The organism is Streptomyces sp. NPDC022552 (genome assembly GCF_055561875.1).
In genome coordinates, this window is sequence record NZ_JBVHGJ010000001.1 from 400,194 (window position 1) to 416,068 (window position 15,875).

General features: G+C 73.0%; 16 protein-coding genes and 1 riboswitch. Of the genes, 8 read left to right on the forward strand and 8 right to left on the reverse strand.

Annotated elements, in window-relative coordinates; all coding sequences use genetic code 11:
* The first annotated feature begins 4 nt into the window (after positions 1-4).
* Together ACZ3OF_RS01915 and ACZ3OF_RS01920 are read left to right on the forward strand one after the other, a co-directional pair.
* Entirely contained in the window at positions 5-673 is a 669-nt protein-coding gene (locus tag ACZ3OF_RS01915) for a helix-turn-helix domain-containing protein (protein ID WP_467302121.1), read from the forward strand.
* A 20-nt stretch (positions 674-693) separates the two neighbouring features.
* The gene (locus ACZ3OF_RS01920) at positions 694-846 is read left to right on the forward strand and encodes a DUF6126 family protein (protein WP_361666802.1); all 153 of its coding nucleotides are present in this window, start codon (positions 694-696) and stop codon (positions 844-846) included.
* A gap of 15 nt (positions 847-861) precedes the next feature.
* Here the strand turns inward: ACZ3OF_RS01920 and ACZ3OF_RS01925 are convergent, their stop codons facing one another.
* Positions 862-1,674: a tyrosine-protein phosphatase gene (locus ACZ3OF_RS01925; RefSeq protein ID WP_467302123.1), complete on the reverse strand. Its 813-nt coding sequence runs from the start codon at positions 1,672-1,674 to the stop codon at positions 862-864.
* Between the two features lie 394 nt (positions 1,675-2,068).
* Positions 2,069-2,225, forward strand: a riboswitch (cyclic di-AMP (ydaO/yuaA leader).
* Between the two features lie 2 nt (positions 2,226-2,227).
* On the opposite strand from ACZ3OF_RS01925, the gene ACZ3OF_RS01930 reads away from it, so the two are divergent.
* Together ACZ3OF_RS01930 and ACZ3OF_RS01935 are read left to right on the forward strand one after the other, a co-directional pair.
* On the forward strand, positions 2,228-3,184 hold the full coding sequence (locus ACZ3OF_RS01930) for a M23 family metallopeptidase (RefSeq protein ID WP_361666799.1): 957 nt from the start codon (positions 2,228-2,230) through the stop codon (positions 3,182-3,184).
* Between the two features lie 171 nt (positions 3,185-3,355).
* A complete protein-coding gene (locus ACZ3OF_RS01935; RefSeq protein WP_361666798.1) occupies positions 3,356-4,168 on the forward strand; it encodes an SGNH/GDSL hydrolase family protein in 813 nt (270 codons plus the stop codon).
* Here the strand turns inward: ACZ3OF_RS01935 and ACZ3OF_RS01940 are convergent.
* From ACZ3OF_RS01940 to ACZ3OF_RS01960, 5 genes are read right to left on the reverse strand one after another with little or no spacing between them, the layout of a single operon-like run.
* A complete protein-coding gene (locus ACZ3OF_RS01940) occupies positions 4,155-5,015 on the reverse strand; it encodes an STM4011 family radical SAM protein (RefSeq protein ID WP_361666796.1) in 861 nt (286 codons plus the stop codon). The genes ACZ3OF_RS01935 and ACZ3OF_RS01940 overlap by 14 nt on opposite strands.
* Before the next feature lie 9 nt (positions 5,016-5,024).
* On the reverse strand, positions 5,025-6,365 hold the full coding sequence (locus ACZ3OF_RS01945) for an STM4012 family radical SAM protein (RefSeq protein WP_467302127.1): 1,341 nt from the start codon (positions 6,363-6,365) through the stop codon (positions 5,025-5,027).
* Positions 6,362-7,183: an STM4013/SEN3800 family hydrolase gene (locus ACZ3OF_RS01950; RefSeq protein ID WP_467302803.1), complete on the reverse strand. Its 822-nt coding sequence runs from the start codon at positions 7,181-7,183 to the stop codon at positions 6,362-6,364. Before ACZ3OF_RS01950 ends, ACZ3OF_RS01945 begins: the two co-directional genes overlap by 4 nt.
* A 20-nt stretch (positions 7,184-7,203) precedes the next feature.
* Positions 7,204-8,475, reverse strand: a complete 1,272-nt coding sequence (locus ACZ3OF_RS01955) for an STM4014 family protein (protein WP_467302129.1) — start codon at positions 8,473-8,475, stop codon at positions 7,204-7,206.
* Positions 8,472-9,434: an STM4015 family protein gene (locus tag ACZ3OF_RS01960; RefSeq protein WP_361666790.1), complete on the reverse strand. Its 963-nt coding sequence runs from the start codon at positions 9,432-9,434 to the stop codon at positions 8,472-8,474. Before ACZ3OF_RS01960 ends, ACZ3OF_RS01955 begins: the two co-directional genes overlap by 4 nt.
* 166 nt (positions 9,435-9,600) lie before the next feature.
* On the opposite strand from ACZ3OF_RS01960, the gene ACZ3OF_RS01965 reads away from it, so the two are divergent.
* The 3 genes from ACZ3OF_RS01965 to ACZ3OF_RS01975 all read left to right on the forward strand — a co-directional run bounded on the left by ACZ3OF_RS01965 (position 9,601) and on the right by ACZ3OF_RS01975 (position 12,032).
* Positions 9,601-9,927: a hypothetical protein gene (locus tag ACZ3OF_RS01965; RefSeq protein ID WP_361666789.1), complete on the forward strand. Its 327-nt coding sequence runs from the start codon at positions 9,601-9,603 to the stop codon at positions 9,925-9,927.
* Between the two features lie 87 nt (positions 9,928-10,014).
* The gene (locus ACZ3OF_RS01970; protein WP_467302131.1) at positions 10,015-11,109 is read left to right on the forward strand and encodes a DUF6745 domain-containing protein; all 1,095 of its coding nucleotides are present in this window, start codon (positions 10,015-10,017) and stop codon (positions 11,107-11,109) included.
* Positions 11,110-11,228: 119 nt separating this feature from the next.
* Positions 11,229-12,032, forward strand: a complete 804-nt coding sequence (locus ACZ3OF_RS01975) for an SIMPL domain-containing protein (protein ID WP_361666786.1) — start codon at positions 11,229-11,231, stop codon at positions 12,030-12,032.
* Positions 12,033-12,184: 152 nt separating this feature from the next.
* Here ACZ3OF_RS01975 and ACZ3OF_RS01980 read toward each other — a convergent pair whose 3' ends face one another.
* Positions 12,185-12,823 (reverse strand): TetR/AcrR family transcriptional regulator, encoded by a 639-nt coding sequence (locus ACZ3OF_RS01980; protein ID WP_467302133.1) that lies wholly within the window; start codon positions 12,821-12,823, stop codon positions 12,185-12,187.
* Positions 12,824-12,927: 104 nt separating this feature from the next.
* A complete protein-coding gene (locus ACZ3OF_RS01985; RefSeq protein WP_467302135.1) occupies positions 12,928-14,124 on the reverse strand; it encodes a glutamate dehydrogenase in 1,197 nt (398 codons plus the stop codon).
* A gap of 92 nt (positions 14,125-14,216) precedes the next feature.
* Here ACZ3OF_RS01985 and ACZ3OF_RS01990 point away from each other — a divergent pair, with 92 nt between their 5' ends.
* Positions 14,217-15,443 carry an MBL fold metallo-hydrolase gene (locus ACZ3OF_RS01990; RefSeq protein WP_467302137.1) on the forward strand — a complete coding sequence of 409 codons (1,227 nt, stop codon included), beginning with the start codon at positions 14,217-14,219 and terminating at the stop codon, positions 15,441-15,443.
* The last annotated feature ends 432 nt before the right edge of the window (positions 15,444-15,875 follow it).

The window sequence follows — 15,875 nt, forward strand, 5'->3', positions numbered from 1 at the left end:
AGGCATGGCACACCTCTCCGGGAAGCAGTCCGCGGACCCCGCCGCACCGGACGCGTCCGACGCCCTGCCCGAGGCGTCCGCCGCCCCTCCGGACGCGCAGCACGTCGCCCCGCAGCTGCGCGCCCTGCGCAGGCGCCGCGGGCTGACCCTGGAGGTCGCCGCCCAGCGGGCCGGGCTCTCCCCGGCCCATCTCTCCCGGCTCGAGACGGGTCACCGGCAGCCCTCGCTCCCGATGCTGCTGGCGCTCGCCCGTATCTACGGTACGACGGTCTCCGAGCTCCTGGGCGAGGTTCCGCCCGAGCGCGATCCCATCGTCCGGGCGGGCCGGTCCGAGCCCGTCGAGGCCGACGGCTGGACCTACCGCCAGGCCGGCGGACCCGGTCGCGCTCTGCAGGCGCTCCGCGTCCACGTCCCGTACGCCACCCGTGCCGACATCGTGCGCGTCCATCCCGGGGAGGAGTGGCTGCACGTCCTCGACGGGCAGGTGCGCCTCGCGCTCGGCGACGCCGTGCACGTCCTGGATCCCGGGGACAGCGCGCACTTCGACTCGCTCACCCCGCACCGCATCGGCGCCGTCGGCCGCGGCGGGGCCGAGCTGCTCTTCGTCCACACGCTCATGCAGAGCCCCGCCGCCGAGCTGTGCCTCGGTGACGGAGCCCCGCATCTGCGCTGAGCCCTTGGAAAGGGGTCGATATGTCCGAGAAGTCCGCGCCGGTCACCGGCGAGGAGCGCGAGGCCGGGAAGTTCCCCAAGGGTCTGGTGCTCCGGCTCTTCGCCTATCTGGTGGCCGGGCACCTCTTCGCCGGCTTCCTCTACCTGCTCTTCATGCTCGGCGGGCAGCGGTAGCGGACAGGAGAGGGGTCACGCCTCGACGACGAGGCGCTCGCGCAGCCGCGCCCGCGTCTCCGGAGCGAGCTTCAGGCCGTCCGTGAGGTAGCGCTCGACCGTCCCCCAGGTCTGCTCCATCGTCTCGAACGCGGCACGCAGGTACGCGATCCGCGCGTCGAAGAGCGGGCTGAGCAGCTCCATCACCTCGGGTGCCATGGCCTCCGCGGTGGTGGCGCTGCGCTGCACCTTGTAGCGGCGGTGCGGCTCGTTCGACTTCACGTAGTCGGCCTCGATCGCCTCCCGCTCCACGCCCACCGCGAGCAGCGAGACGGCGATGGACAGACCCGCGCGGTCCTTGCCGGCCGCGCAGTGCATGAGCGCGGGGACGCTGTCCTCGGCCAGCGCGTGCAGGACGCGGCTGTGCTCCGCCGTCCGCTCGACGATGATCTCCCGGTATGAATCGGACATTCGGGCCGCCGCCTTGCCGTCACCCAGGATGCCGCGGAGCTGCTCCACCCCGCCGCTCCTGACCAGCTTCCAGAACTCCTTGCCGTCGGCCGGATCGTTGAGCGGTATGTTCACATTCCGTACACCGGGGAGTTCGACGTCCGGTCCCTCGATCTTGACATCGGCCGCGTTGCGGAAGTCGAAGATCGTATGGAGCCCGAGGGTGGAGAGGAATGCCGCGTCCTCCTCGGTGGCGTGCGCCAGGTGGCCGCTGCGGAAGAGACGGCCGAATCGCACCGAACCGCCGTCCACGGTCGGCAGTCCGCCCACGTCCCGGAAGTTGCGTACCCCGGTGAGCTCGGGTTCGGTCGACGGGACCTGCGGCAGCTGCTGCGTCACGAGTGCTCCTGAAGGTTGGCGGATCGGGATCGACTGCTGATCGATTCCTGGGCCAATCATCCCGGGTCGGGGAGCCGCCGCACACCCCCGGGGCATGGGAATGGGTGTTCTGTCCGAATTGGACCATTAGGTATAACGCGCCCTGGTTGCAGGGGAGATGAGATTCGGCGCGTGAGCAGCGTCATAGAAGTGACGGACCGTGCCTGATCGTCTTACGCAATCCCCCGGCCGGAAAAGGGAATCGAGGTTCCGTCATCCACGGAGGGTGACCGGAATCCGGCGTGAATATCCCGCCCCCGATTGCGAATGAAAAGAGGCGGCTTGTTCGCCCCGATCCGCTGGTCTAGCGTCACGCTCAATCCGGTCGGACCCGCCGAATCCTGCCACCGTCCGGTATCCGCACCCACCCACGTACGGCAGGAGCGGGGGACCCAGGTAGTACGCCGATCCGGTCGTTTCCGGACGGCTCGGGGTGAAGCCGCGTGACATGCGGCCGGACATCTCCAGTTCGAACCCGACAGCTCACCTCGCAGGCGACGGAGAGGAATTCGCCATGCCCGCAAAGGGTAAGCACCGCCGTCCCAAGGCCAACCCGCTCACGCGTGGATTCGTCGCCGCCGGTACGGGTGGCGCCGTCGTCGCCCTGCCCCTGCTCGGCGCGACCGGAGCCCACGCCGCCGACAAGGCCGCCCCGTCCGTCACGTCCCAGCAGGCCGTCACCGCCGTCGCCGCGACCCCCGCCAAGGCCCCGGCCGCGGAGAAGACCGCCAAGACGAAGACGTACTCCGTCGTCCGTGGCGACTACCTGTCGAAGATCGCCGCCGATCACCACCTCGCGGGCGGCTGGAAGAAGCTCTACGCGGACAACCGCCAGGTCGTCGGCGAGGACCCGTCGCTGATCCTGCCCGGCATGAAGCTCACCCTCGGCGCCAAGTCGACCGCCAAGGCGGCGCCCAAGGCCGCTCCGAAGACCGCTCCGAAGGCCGCGCCCAAGAAGGCGGCTCCGAAGGCCGAGAAGTCGTCCTCCGACGAGCGCGCCTCGCGCTCGGCCGAGCGTGACACCACCGGCACCGCCGCCGCGGCGTCCGCTCCCGCGCAGGCCTCCTCCGGCTGGGTCTCCCCGGTCAGCGGCGGCATCTCCACCCCGTACCGGGCCTCCGGCGCCATGTGGTCCTCCGGCTACCACACCGGTGTCGACTTCATCGCCTCCTCCGGCACCTCGGTCAAGGCCGTCGGCGCGGGCACCGTCTACTCCGCGGGCAACAGCGGTTCGTACGGCAACGAGGTCGTCATCCAGCACGCCGACGGCACGTTCTCGCAGTACGCCCACCTCTCCTCCCTGGGCGTCTCCGCCGGCCAGACCGTCACCGGCGGCCAGGAGATCGGCCTCTCCGGTTCGACCGGCAACTCCACCGGTCCGCACCTGCACTTCGAGATCCGCACCGGCCCGAGCTACGGCTCGGACATCGATCCGCTGGCCTACCTGCGCTCGCACGGCGTCAGCATCTGACGCACGTGATCTGACGCACCGGCAGCACCCGCGGAGGCCCGGCACTGGGAAGTGCCGGGCCCCCGCGCGTATTCCGGCTTGGTGCAATCTTGACCGGTGGCGTATCTCACCCGGCGTCAACCCCTCCTTACGGTCGCGTAGGTCACATCCATAAGGGAAAGATGTGCTCCCGTGGCAGACGATTCGAGATCAAGAGACACGCACGTATTCGGGTCGTACGCGGCGATCGGGGACAGCTTCACCGAAGGCGTGGGAGATCCCGGGCCCGACGGGAAGTACGTGGGCTGGGCGGACCGCTTCGCGGTACTGCTCGCCGACCGAATGCCGGAGCACGACGCGTTCCGTTACGCCAACCTGGCCGTACGCGGCCGCCTCCTGGACCAGATCGTGGAGGAGCAGGTCCCCAGGGCGAAGGAACTCGCCCCCGACCTGGTGACCTTCTGCGCGGGCGGAAACGACATCATCCGCCCCGGCACCGACCCCGACGACGTCGCCGAGCGCTTCGAGCGCGCCGTCGCCGACCTGACATCCGCCGTCGGCACGGTGATGGTGACGACCGGATTCGACACCCGCGACGTTCCCGTCCTCCGGCATCTGCGCGGAAAGATCGCCACGTACACGGCCCATGTCCGGTCGATCGCCGACCGCTACGACTGCCCCGTCCTCGACCTGTGGTCGCTCAAGTCGGTGCAGGACAGGCGGGCCTGGGACGGCGACCGGCTGCACCTCTCGCCCGAGGGCCACACCAGGGTCGCGCTGCGCGCCGCCCAGGTCCTCGGCATGGACGTACCGGCCGACCCGGACCAGCCCTGGCCCCCGCTCCCGCCGCGCGGCACGCTCGAGGTGCGCCGCGACGACATCAACTGGGCAAGGGAGTACCTCGTGCCGTGGATCGGCCGGCGGCTGCGGGGCGAGAGCTCCGGCGACCACGTGGCGGCCAAGCGCCCCGACCTCATGCCGCTCGGAGACCTCATGCCCCTCTGAGCACGGCCGGGGCCGGGATCCGCTCCAGGACACCGCCCGCGAACACGTCGTACAGCGGCAGCGTCTCCAGATGGACGTAGCCGATGTGACAGTCGCAGACAGAGAGCGGGCAGGCGCGCGGGCGCAGGGCGGCGCGGTACGAACCGTCGTACAGATTGCCCAGCTCGGCCTTCACGAAGTGACAGCGGCGCACGGTCCCGTCACCGTCCACCGAGATCACCGACTCACCGGTCCGGCAGGGGAGACCGGCTGAGGGGTGCGGGCGGCGGCTGTACGGGAAGAGGGGGTCGAGGGCCGTCCAGCCCTCGGCCTCGTCGTCGGTGTACGTGTGCCCCTCGGCCGCGTTCACCCAGAGATAGACCTCGGGCGGGAGATCGTCCCGCAGCCGCCCGGCGTGCTCCCGGTGCTCGGGCAGGCCGACGATCCCGACGCTGAACCGCGTGCCCCGGGCGGTCAACTCGCGGCACTTGGCGAGGAAGCGGTCGTACGGCGTCTGCCCGGGGTGGTACGTGCACCAGAGCGCGAGGGTCCCCGGGTCGGCCTCGGCCAGCCATTCCGTACGGCAGCTCAGATTGGTCTGGATCGCCACCCGCTCGATGTGCGGAAGGCGGGACAGCTCGACGAGCGTACGCCGGTACCAGGACCGGACCAGTCCCTCCCCCCACGGGGTGAAGAGGATCCTCAGCCGGTCACCGGTCTGCGCCGCCGCCCATGAGGAGAACCGCTCCAGCGCCGCCCGGTCGGCGCGCAGCTGATCGCGGCTGTCACGGCGCTTGGCGAAGGGGCAGTAGGGACAGTCGTAGTCGCAGGAGGAGAGCGGGCCGCGGTAGAGGATCGTCAGGTCCATGCCGTCCCCCTACTTCGGCTCGTAGGCGGCCATCGCCGCCCGCACGGCCGGCGAGAAGAGGGCGGGTCCGAGCGCGTCCGAGTGGGCCAGGCCCTCCGGGGAGAGCCGCAGCAGACCGGCGGGGGCCGTCTGATCCAGCCAGCCGAGCGCCTCGAACCGACGCAGCTCGGCCGGGAAGTCGGCGAACGGCGAGGTGCCGAACCGCTCCTCGTAGTCGGCCGTGGCCATGCCCCGGGCCTGGAGGAGCGACTGGAGCAGATGGCGGCGGCGCGCCTCGTCCGCGTCGACCCACCGGCCCACCCGCGCCCGCGTGAAGTCCTCCGTCTCGGTGTAGGCGTCGACGATCGAGCGGATCTCCCTCATGTCGACCGCGTAGTCGAAGGAGTGGTGCAGGGAGGAGGTGTACGAGCGGGCCCCGCAGCCCAGGCCGATCATCCCGTCCGTCTGGCAGGCGTAGTCGTCGGCGCCCTGCGGCGGGGCGTCGGTGCGCCGGAACATCCGCATGGACACCTGGGCATAGCCCCGGGCGAGCAGATGGTCCCGGCCGTGGCGGTACAGGCGCAGCCGCTGCGCGTCCCACTCCCGGTCGGCGTTCGGGGAGAGCCGGCCGAGGCCGGTGAGCGGACGGACGTAGAGGGGATAGAGGTAGAGCTCCTCGGGTGCCCAGGCGAGTGCCGCGTCGAGGGAGCGGGTCCAGGACTCCTCGGTCTGGCCGTCGATGCCGTAGATCAGATCGATGTTGAGGACGGGGACGCCGGTGTCCCGGATCCGGGCGAGCGCGGCCTCGACATCGGCGCGGCGCTGGGGCCGTACGGCGGCGCGCGCCTCGGCCTCCACGAAGCTCTGCACGCCGATGCTGAGCCGGGTCGCGCCCCTGTCGGTCAGGACCGCGAGCCGGTCGGCGGTCGCCGTCGAGGGAGAGGTCTCGACGGACAGGGGGACGGCGCGCAGATCGGCCCCCATCCGCTTCTCGGCGATGTCGCAGAGCCGCTCCAGCTCGTCGGCGGTGAGGAAGGTCGGCGTGCCGCCGCCGAAGGCGGCCGTGGCGAACCGGACCGGCGCGCTGTCGCCGAGCGCCTCACGGACGGCGGTCGCCTGGCGGTCGAGCGCGTCGAGATAGCGCGTCGTCAGCTCGTCGGGCGCGCCGATCCGGGTGAAGAGATTGCAGAAGCCGCATCGGACCTCGCAGAACGGTATGTGGGCGTAGAGCGAGAGCGCGTCCTTCGGCTCGTCCCGCCAGAGCGCCGCGAGGGAGGGCGCCGGGTCGGGGAGCGGCCGATAGGCCGTCTTGTGCGGATAGGCGTAGACGTAGCTCTCGTACGGGCGCGGGGTCTCGGTCGCTTCGTTCACGCGGCTGTCCCCCGATCCGGGCCGTCCAGGAAGAAGTGGGCGTACGGGACGGTCCAGACGACCTCGTGGCCGAGTCGGTGACCGGTGAAGCCGTCCTCCCCGTACGCGGTGCCGTGGTCGGAGCAGAGGATCGCGAAACAGGGGCGGCGGCTGCTCATGGCGGCGAAGAGCCGGCCGATGTGCCGGTCGACGTACTCCAGTGCCGCCGCGTGCGAGGCGCGGGTGTCGCCGGACTCCCGGGTCGCGCCGGGGAGATGGAACCAGTTCGGCTGGTGCAGCGCGGAGACGTTGAGGAACAGGAAGAGGCGCTGCTCGGGCGGGAGCCCGGCGACGATCTCCTCTGCCCTGGTCACCTGGGAGGCGAAGGAGGTCGGGGAGGTGACACCGAAGCCGGGCTCCCAGTGGCTCTCCTGGAAGAGGCCCGGGAGCACGGAGCCGAGCGGGCCCTGCCCGTTGAAGAAGCCGACGCCGCCGACGCACACGGTGCGGTAGCCCTCCTCGGCCAGGCCGGAGACGAGATCGGGGGTGTCGTGGACGAACGTGCCCCCGGCGGTGCTCTCGCTGCCCGCGAACCGCGCCGCGAAGAGACGGGGGTGCGGGCCCTGGGCGGCGGGGGTCGGCAGGAAGCCCGCGAAGATCGCCTGGTGGGAGGCGTACGTGAAGCTGCCGGGGGCGTGCCGGCGCTCCCAGCGCCCGCCGGGGAGGTGCCGGGCCAGGTTCGGGATGCGGCCGGCGGCGGCCAGCTCGGCGGCCACGTCGTACCGGAGGGTGTCGAGCGTGACCAGGAGGAGATCGTGGCTGCCCACGATCTCGTTCATGTCGGGTGGGTGCTGCTGGTTCACGTGGCGCTCGATCCTGTGGTGCGGGTGGTGCGGGTGGTGCGGGTGGTGCGGGTGGTTTCGGTGGTTCTTGTGGCGGCGGGGGTGCGGGGCCCGTCGGTGGCCGGGGCGGGGGTGCGGGCGGGCCTTCCGCGGAGGAGCGCGGCGACCTGGGCGGCGTACGTATCCAGGCCCTCCGCGCCGCTGCCCGGCAGACCGGTCAGTCCGGGGAGGAGATCACCGAAGGCGTTGACCTCGCCGACGGCGAAGCGCCGCCAGCCGACGGCCGGCAGCAGATCGACCCCGACGCACCGCATCCCGGGGAAGGCGTCGGCGGCCCGCTCGCACACCCCGAGCGCGTCCGACCACGTGCCGCCCGCGGCCGAGACCGCCGCCCGCACGGCACCCAGATCGCCCCGGGTACCGCCGAGATGGAGGTTGGTCATGGGCGAGCGGCTGGTCCGTACGACGGCGTGGGTCGCGCGCCCGTCGATCACCACCACCCGCAGATCGGCCGCGCGCCCACCCTGCACCGCCTTCGGCAGCCAGCGCTCGATGTGCAGCCCGTCGGGTGCGAGCGCGTCGACGATCGCGGCGACCTCGCGCTCCGTCGTGTAGCGGCGCACCCGGAGGGAGTTGAAGAGGCGTCCGTCGGGGGAGCGTTCCACGGAGGTCGTGGCCTGTACGCGCCCGGCCGTGTTCGTCTCCACGGCCAGGACCCCCGAGGCGGACGAGCCATGGGCGAGTTTCACGAACACCCGGCGCAGCCCGGACGCCGCCATCAGGGAGCGGACGTCCGCCCAGTCCCGTACGGGAGGAGCGGCCGCCCCGGAGGTCGGCGAATCGGGCACCGGGACCCCGGCCTCGACCAGCCGGGCATGGGCGAGCCGCTTGTCGAACAGCACCGCCGGCTCGGCGGGATCGTCGACGAGGACCGCCCCGGCGTCGCCCACGCTCCGGGCCAGCCCTGCCGTCGCCGCCGTGAACGCCTCGTACCAGCGGCCCGTGCCCTCGACCCGGGTCGGGTCGTCCGTGCCGCGCAGCAGCCGGTCGACGTCCGCGTCCTCGCCGGGCGACTCCAGCCGCACCGTTTCACCCGGATGGAACCGCGCCCCGCCCCGCAGCACGTCGAGCCAGGGCTCGACCCGCACTTCGGGCAGACCGGCCGCCCGCACCGCGTCGCGGAAGAACGCGACCCGGCGGTTGGCCGGATTGCCGACGACGACGAGGCGCGGGTGCGCGAGGGCCGGTTGCCCAGGGTGCGGGTGCCCGAGGGGCGGGGAGTACGTCATTCGGCGACCGCGACGTACCGGTAGATCTCGCCGTCGCCGTCGTCCTCCGCCTCCTGCGCGTCGTCCACGTCGACCGTCACCCCGTACGGGGTGAGGGCGTCGACGACCCGCTCGCTCATCTTCTCGGACAGGTAGTGGCGCGAGAGGTCGAGATGGGAGAGGTGCGTCAGCGGCTGGCCCACGAGCAGCGCCTGGGCGCCCTCGTCGGTGAGCGTGCCCATCGACAGGTCGAGGCTGTCGAGCCGCGCGACGACGGGGGCGCCGGCCACCGCGGCGGCGATCTCGTCCTGGATCACGCTGTTGCGCAGCCCGAGATGGCGCAGAGCGGGGAACCCGGTGCCGGCGAGCAGCGGCTCCAGGTCCGAGACCGAGGAGTCGCCGCCGTACTCGTCCGTGCCGAGCCAGAGCTCCAGCTTCTCCAGCGCGGGGAGCTCACTTCCCGCGATGCCGCGCACGACCTCGGCGCCCAGACCGCCCGACTCCACCACGAGCGTGGTCAGCGCGGTGTGCCGGATCGCCGGGAACCCGAGCTCCGTGCCCCCGCGCACACCGAACTCGCGCAGGCGGGGGTAGGCGGCGAGCAGAGGCGAGACGTCGGACTGCTGGATCCACGAGATCTCGCAGTCCTCGAAGCTCATGTCCCCCAGGAACAGCGCCTCCAGACCGGTGAGCCGGTCGTCGGCCACCTCCACGAGCCGGGCGACGATCGCCGCGGACGACGTGTCGTACGCCTCGTCCCAGCCGCCGACGATCAGCGCGCGGACCCGGGTCGTGTCGACGGCGGCGAGGAAACGGGCGAAGACCCGCTCCCACTGCTCGTCGTCCGAGTCGCAGTACGTCGGTCCGGACACGCGCCAGGCCACGGAGGCCGCGTCCGGCAGCTCGACGGCGGTGTCACGATCCGGGAAGTGGAACACGGGCAGGCCGTGAAACTCCTGAATGTATCCCGAAATGGTCATGAGTGCTCCAGACACCGGACGGCGTTGATCGGCTGACGCGAGCAGTTGTACCAAGCCGCACCGACAACTCCGCGCGCCGGGGGCTGCGGAAGGCCGTTGTCAGTGGCTTCCTCTAGCGTCGAATGCGTGGTCGACACGAGGCGTGTCCACCACGGAGGGGAGAGCCATGTACCGGCAGGGAGACGTGCTGATCGTGCCCGTCGCGGAGAGCGCGGTGCCCGAGCATGTGAAGAGCGCGGCGGGAGAGCCGAGAGACGCCAGGGGCCGGCTGGTCCTGGCCCTCGGTGAGGTCACCGGGCACGCCCACGCGGTCCCGGGCCCCGGCCGACTGGTGGCCGAGCCGGGACCGTTCGGTCCCCTGGTGCTCGAACTGCCCTCGGGCGGACGGGTGGTGCACGAGGAGCACGCCCCGATCCCGCTGCCCAAGGGCTGGTACCGGGTGGTGCGGCAGCGGGAGTACACACCGGGCGCGTACCGGATCGTCGCGGACTGACACAGCGGCGTCGCGGACGGAAGCGCCGCGCGGGACGGACAGAGCGGCGCGGACCGAGGAGTCGTCGCGCACGGACAAGGGGGAGAGATGAACGGGACATCGACGGTGGTGGACAGGTGGAGGGCCGTCGCGGCGGCCACCGGGGCGGCCGACCGCGCGGCGGCGGAGGACGGGGTACGGCTCGCGTACCGCTCGGCCGGCCTCGCGGAACCGGAGCGGATCGTCTGGGCGGACTCGCCCCGGGCGGCCGTCGCGCTCGTACGCGAACTGGCCGACGTGGGGCGCTCGGTGCGCGACGAGGTCCGAACGCGGCCCTGGGCTGAGGAGCGCCGCAGGGTTCATGACGAGCTCGGCCCCCGTGGCTGGACCGCGCTGTGGACGAGCACCGGCGCCCGACTCTGGGACACCACGCGGACGCTCGCCGATCGCCTACGGTCCGCGGTCGTGGAGGACCTCCTCGACGCAGCCGAGATGCCGGGGGAGGCCAAGCACGCCGGGGACGCCGGGACGCATGTGACACCCGGGACGCTCGGGAGTTCCGGGGCGCCCTGGGACGCGGCCGCCGTGCGGCTGGTGCTGCTCGACGCGGTCCTCGGCCAGCAGGACGCGGCCTGGCTCGCCGCCTTCGAAGGCCGTGGCGAACGGCTCGCCGGGCTCGCCGCGGTCGCCGCGCACGCGGGCTGGTGGTGGCCGTACGAGAAGGTCGCCGTGGTGTGCGAACGCCCGGTCGAGCTGCACCGGGACGAGGCCGGCCGCCTGGACCGGGGCGACGGTCCGGCGCTCGCCTTCCGCGACGGCTTCGCGCTGTACGCCTGGCGGGGGATGTCGGTGCCCGCGGAGTTCCTCGCCGGACTGGGCGGGCTCACTCCCGAGCGGATACGGGCCGAGGAGAACGCCGAACTGCGGCGCGTGATGCTCGAGTACTACGGCTACGAGCGCTACCTCGCCGAGTCGGGCGCCCGCCCTGTGGGCCGGGACGAGACGGGAGTGCTCTGGCGGATCGAGCTCACGGACGACGAGGACGTGGTGATGGTCGAGGTGGTCAACGCGACCCCGGAGCCGGACGGAACGTTCCGTACCTACTGGCTGCGTGTGCCGCCCGGGACGACGACCGCGCGCGAGGGGGTCGCGTGGACCTTCGGGCTCGACGCGGCGGTGTACGAACCGGTGGTGCAGACCTGACGGACCTGACAGACCTGAGCGGGTGACCGGACAGGAGTGGCGCCCGGGCGGGGGAGGCGGAGGGTGCTGGGATGGGCGGCGCCGGGGCTGTCCGGCAACCACCGCCGAAGGGACCGCCCGTGACGACCGGTCAACACCACCGCTTCCGCACTCGTACTCGTACCCGTACCCGCACCCGTGTCCTCCGCCGTACGACGGTCGCCGGTGTCGTGCTCGGCGCGCTCGCGCTCGCCGGTGTCGCGCCCGCGCTCGCCGCGGCGCCCGTGACCGGACCCGCCGCGGCGGCTGTCCGGGCCCCGGCTCCGGCGACCCTCACCGTGACCGGTACCGGGCGTGCCGGCGCCGCGCCCGACATCGCGGTGATCTCGGTCGCGGTGGAGGCGCGGGCCAAGACCGGCCAGGAGGCGATGGCGGCCCAGAGCCGTGCGGCGGAGGCGCTGTTCGCCGCGCTGCGGAAGCAGTCCGTCGCGGACCGGGACATCCGCACCGAGAGCCTCTCCCTCTTCCCGGTCTACACCCAGGCCACCGACGGAGAGAGCAAGGTGTCGGGTTACCAGGCCTCGCAGAGTGTCTCCGCGACGGTCCGGGACGTCGACAGGACGGGCGTGGTCGTCGGGGCCGTCACCAAGGCGACCGGGGACGCGGGCCGGGTGGACGGAGTGACCTTCGGCGTCGCGGATCCGGGCGCGCTGCGGTCCAGGGCCCGCGAGCTCGCCCACAAGGACGCGCACGAGAAGGCCGCCCAGCACGCCAGGCTGAGCGGTCACCGCCTCGGCCGCCTCGTGTCGATCACCGAGACGGACAGCGGCCGCCCGGGGGCCGGGGCCGTCCCGGAGGCGTCGGCCGACGCCTCGGGGGTTCCGCTGGCCCCCGGCGAGATCGAGGAACAGGTGACGGTCACAGCCGTGTACGAGCTGCTCTGAGCGTGGACCGGGGCGGCCGGGGACGACGAGTCGTAGGACGGGCGCGCCCGGGGGCGAACCCGCCGAGCGACGACGGGCCGGCGACGGCCGTCGCCGCGCTGCGCCGGCGAGCGGTCGCCCGGCCCATCGAGCCGAGCGACGGGCAGGTCTCTCTACGCGGGCGCGCGGTCCTCCGTGCCGTCGAGCACGGCGTCGAGCGAGGGCAGGCCGAGTTCCCTGGCCAGTGCGGCGTCCGCCCATTCCAGCATCGCGGCGCGGGAGAGCGATCCGGCGTACGACGTCATCTGTACGGCGAGCCCGTCCAGGAAGGCGGTCAGCCGCCAGGCCGCGGCGGCGGGGTCAGGGCAGGGGAACTCGCCGGCCGCCGCGCCCTCGCCGATCACCCGGGTCAGGGCCGCCTTCCACTGCTGGTCGAGCGCCCCGGCGACCTCACGCAGCGCCGGTTCGCGCAGGCACGCCGCCCAGCCCTCGATCCAGAGCCGCCACCCCTTGGCCTGCCCCGTCGGGGCGTACCACCGCACGGCGGCCCGGAGCCGGCGCAGGGCGCTGGTGCGCCGCTCCAGGAGCCGGCGCAGATGGGCGAGGTCGGCCTCCGCGGCGTACGCGAACGCCTCCGCGACCAGCTTTTCCTTCGTGGAGAAGTGGTAGAGCACGAGCGCGTTGCTGACCCCCAGGGCCGAGGCGACATCGGCGATCCGGACGGCGGCCACCCCCCGCGCCTCGATCTGCTCGACGGCAGCGCGGAGCAGCTCGTCCCGCCGCTCCGCCACGCTCAACCGCACTCTCGCCACGCCGGTCAGCCTACACAGGCCAGGCCCCCCATCATGATCATCTTCTCGGTGGGCGAAGCGGCCCGACGAAGGGGCCGCGGCCGGCCGGGGGACGGGTCGGCGGGTCAGTACCAGCCGTACCGTTCCGCGATCTCCGGCAGCCGCTCCTCGACCAGCGCGTGCGCCGCCGCGCGCGGGGTGGTGCCGTCCGCCTCCGCGCGGTCGAGCATCCGGCCGACCAGGGCGCGCATGGCCGCACGGATGTGTGTGAACGCTCCGTCCGGGTCGGCGTCGATGTCGCCGAAGAGGGTCCACCACCACCAGGCGTTGGTGGCGGAATTGACGACCACATCGGGCAGGACGGTGACTCCCCGCGCGGCGAGCAGCTCCTCCGCCTCCGGGAGTACCGGCATGTTCGCCGCCTCCACGATCCAGCGAGCCCGGATCCGCTCCACCGCCTCGCTGTCGATCGCGTACGAGACGGCGGCAGGGACCAAGACCTCGGCGTCGACCGCGAGCCAGGCGTCGCGGGGCAGCTCGGTGTCCCCGGGCCGCTCGGCGTCGCCCGGCCGCAGCGCGCTCCGGTCCACGGTGCCGTACGGGTCTCGTGCCGCGAGCAGCGCCTCGACGTCCAGGCCGTCGGGGTTGGCGATCGTCCCCTTCACGTCGGCCACCGCCACGACGGTGAGCCCGGCTCGGGACAGGAAGCGTGCGGTGGCCCCGCCCATGGTCCCGAGACCCTGCACGGAGACCCGGGTGCCCGCGTGCGGCCGTCCGGCCCGGTCGAGCGCCACGAGGACCGATTCGGCGACCCCGCAGCCGCCCGCCAGCTCGTCCAGGCCGATGCCCTCGACCTCGGCCTCGAACGCGTCCGCGAGCCTCCGCCGGGCCTGCGTCTCGTCGTCCAGGAGCGGATAGACGGCCTGGATCGAGGAGAGCAGCCCGGCCTCGGCCGCGGCCCGGTCGACGAGGTCCTGGGTCAGGCCGAGGTCCTCGCCGGTGGTCCAGCAGCGTTCGATGTGGGGGCGCATCGCCCGCAGGTACCGGACCAGGACGCCGTACGCCTCGGGCGAGCGCGGATCGCAGTCGATGCCGCCCTTGGCGCCGCCCAGCGGAACGTACCGGCCGCTCGGGTCGTAGTGCAGGGCCTCCTTCATGCTCATGCCCCGCGCCAGACCGGCCACCTCGTCCAGGGTGCAGCCCTCACGCATCCGCAGGCCCCCGCTGGCCACACCGCGCACGAGCCGGTCGACGACCAGATACCCCCGTCGTCCGGTGACGTGGTCCGACCAGGTGACGGACAACAGCGGGGCGGCGCTCATGGGCGTTCTCCGAGGTGAGAGGGGGTGCACTACTGAATGGCGGTTCAGTATGACGTACTCGGCCGGGCCGGGAACCGCGCGGGCCGCCCATAATGGAACGACCCCGACCACCAGGAGGACTCGTGACCGGCTCCGACCATTCGCTGCGGGCCAGGCTGCGCGCCCTGCGCCCCGAGGCCTTCGGCGCCGACCCGGCAGGGGATCGCCTCGCGCGCATCCGCCGCTCGCCGAACTTCGCGGACGGTGTCTTCCAGAACCCCGTGGCCGCGCGGACCAGGCCCACCGGGTCGACGGTCGAATTCGCCAAGGTCTACTTCGACAAGGAGGCGCGGACGCGCCGTGCCCCCTCCGGCACGATCCCCGTCCACGCGACCACGCTGGCCGACCTCGCCAAGCCCCCGGTCTCGGGCCTCCGCATCACCTGGATGGGGCACTCCAGCGTCCTCGCGGAGATCGACGGCCGCCGGGTCCTCTTCGACCCCGTCTGGGGCGACCGCTGCTCGCCCTTCGCCTTCGTCGGACCCAAGCGCCTGCATCCCGTGCCCGTGCCGCTCGCCACGCTCGGCCCGGTCGACGTCGTCGTGATCTCCCACGACCACTACGACCACCTCGACCTGCCCACGATCAAGGCGCTGGCCTCCACGGACACCGTCTTCGCGGTACCGCTCGGCGTCGGCGCCCACCTGGAGCGCTGGGGTGTGCCGGCCTCGCGCCTGCGTGAGCTGGACTGGAACGAGTCCACCGAGGTCGGCGACCTGCTGCTGACCGCGACGCCCGCCCGTCACTTCTGCGGCCGCGGCCTGCGCAACACGCAGCACACCCTCTGGGCGTCCTGGGTCGTCACGGGCCCCGAGCACCGGATCTACCACAGCGGCGACACCGGGTACTTCCCCGGCTTCTCGGAGATCGGCGCCGCGCACGGTCCGTTCGACGCGACCATGATCCAGATCGGCGCGTACAGCGAGTACTGGCCGGACATCCACATGACCCCGGCCGAGGGCGTCCAGGCCCACCTCGACCTCCAGGGTGGCCGCCCGCACGGCGTGCTCCTGCCGATCCACTGGGGCACCTTCAACCTGGCCCCGCACGCGTGGGCGGAGCCGGGGGAGTGGACGGGCGACGCCGGCGAGGAGCTGGGGCAGACGGTCGCGTCCCCGCGCCCGGGCCAGCCCTTCGAACCGGCCGGAACCGTCCCCGTGGACCCCTGGTGGCGCGCGATCTCCGAGCCCCTGGCCCACCCCTGGCGCCGCCCGGACCGAATCGAACCGGCCCCGGTCGAAAAGCGAGGAACCGACCTCGACCTCGCCGGCGACCGCTGACGCGCGGCCCCGGAGCGCGCCGCGCCGCGGTGCAGCTGCCCCCGGAGCACCGCGCCGCACCGCCGCCGACGCGGCCCCGCCGCATGGGCGCTGACGTGCGCCGCCGCGGGGCCGCAGACGCGAGCCGAGCGCGGGCACCGCACCGCCGGCGCCTGCGGCACGGAGCGGGATCCCCGCTGAGCGGCGCGGCGCCACTCGACGCTGCCGAGTGGCGCCGCTCAGCGGCTGGCCCAAGCGCCGTCCCGCCGCCATCGCGCTGACGCGCGGCGGCACCCCCGCCGCCCAGTCGCTGATGCGGGCGCGGTTCTGCGACTTCCGCGCTGACCTGCTGACACCGTGCGGTTGTGGCGCTGCTGGGTGGGCCGTCCCGCCGCCTCCAGGCTGGCAACGCACGGCTCCGCGCTGCTCGGTCGCCGTCGCGCGCGGCTACGC

What these genes read in the sequence shown, in the direction of transcription:
- ACZ3OF_RS01915 (WP_467302121.1), top strand. Translation starts at nt 5, where the DNA reads ATGGCACACCTCTCCGGGAAGCAGTCCGCGGACCCCGCCGCACCGGAC.
- ACZ3OF_RS01920 (WP_361666802.1), top strand. Translation starts at nt 694, where the DNA reads ATGTCCGAGAAGTCCGCGCCGGTCACCGGCGAGGAGCGCGAGGCCGGG.
- ACZ3OF_RS01930 (WP_361666799.1), top strand. Translation starts at nt 2,228, where the DNA reads ATGCCCGCAAAGGGTAAGCACCGCCGTCCCAAGGCCAACCCGCTCACG.
- ACZ3OF_RS01940 (WP_361666796.1), bottom strand. Translation starts at nt 5,015, where the DNA reads ATGGACCTGACGATCCTCTACCGCGGCCCGCTCTCCTCCTGCGACTAC.
- ACZ3OF_RS01950 (WP_467302803.1), bottom strand. Translation starts at nt 7,183, where the DNA reads ATGAACGAGATCGTGGGCAGCCACGATCTCCTCCTGGTCACGCTCGAC.
- ACZ3OF_RS01955 (WP_467302129.1), bottom strand. Translation starts at nt 8,475, where the DNA reads ATGACGTACTCCCCGCCCCTCGGGCACCCGCACCCTGGGCAACCGGCC.
- ACZ3OF_RS01960 (WP_361666790.1), bottom strand. Translation starts at nt 9,434, where the DNA reads ATGACCATTTCGGGATACATTCAGGAGTTTCACGGCCTGCCCGTGTTC.
- ACZ3OF_RS01965 (WP_361666789.1), top strand. Translation starts at nt 9,601, where the DNA reads ATGTACCGGCAGGGAGACGTGCTGATCGTGCCCGTCGCGGAGAGCGCG.
- ACZ3OF_RS01970 (WP_467302131.1), top strand. Translation starts at nt 10,015, where the DNA reads ATGAACGGGACATCGACGGTGGTGGACAGGTGGAGGGCCGTCGCGGCG.
- ACZ3OF_RS01985 (WP_467302135.1), bottom strand. Translation starts at nt 14,124, where the DNA reads ATGAGCGCCGCCCCGCTGTTGTCCGTCACCTGGTCGGACCACGTCACC.
- ACZ3OF_RS01990 (WP_467302137.1), top strand. Translation starts at nt 14,217, where the DNA reads ATGGAACGACCCCGACCACCAGGAGGACTCGTGACCGGCTCCGACCAT.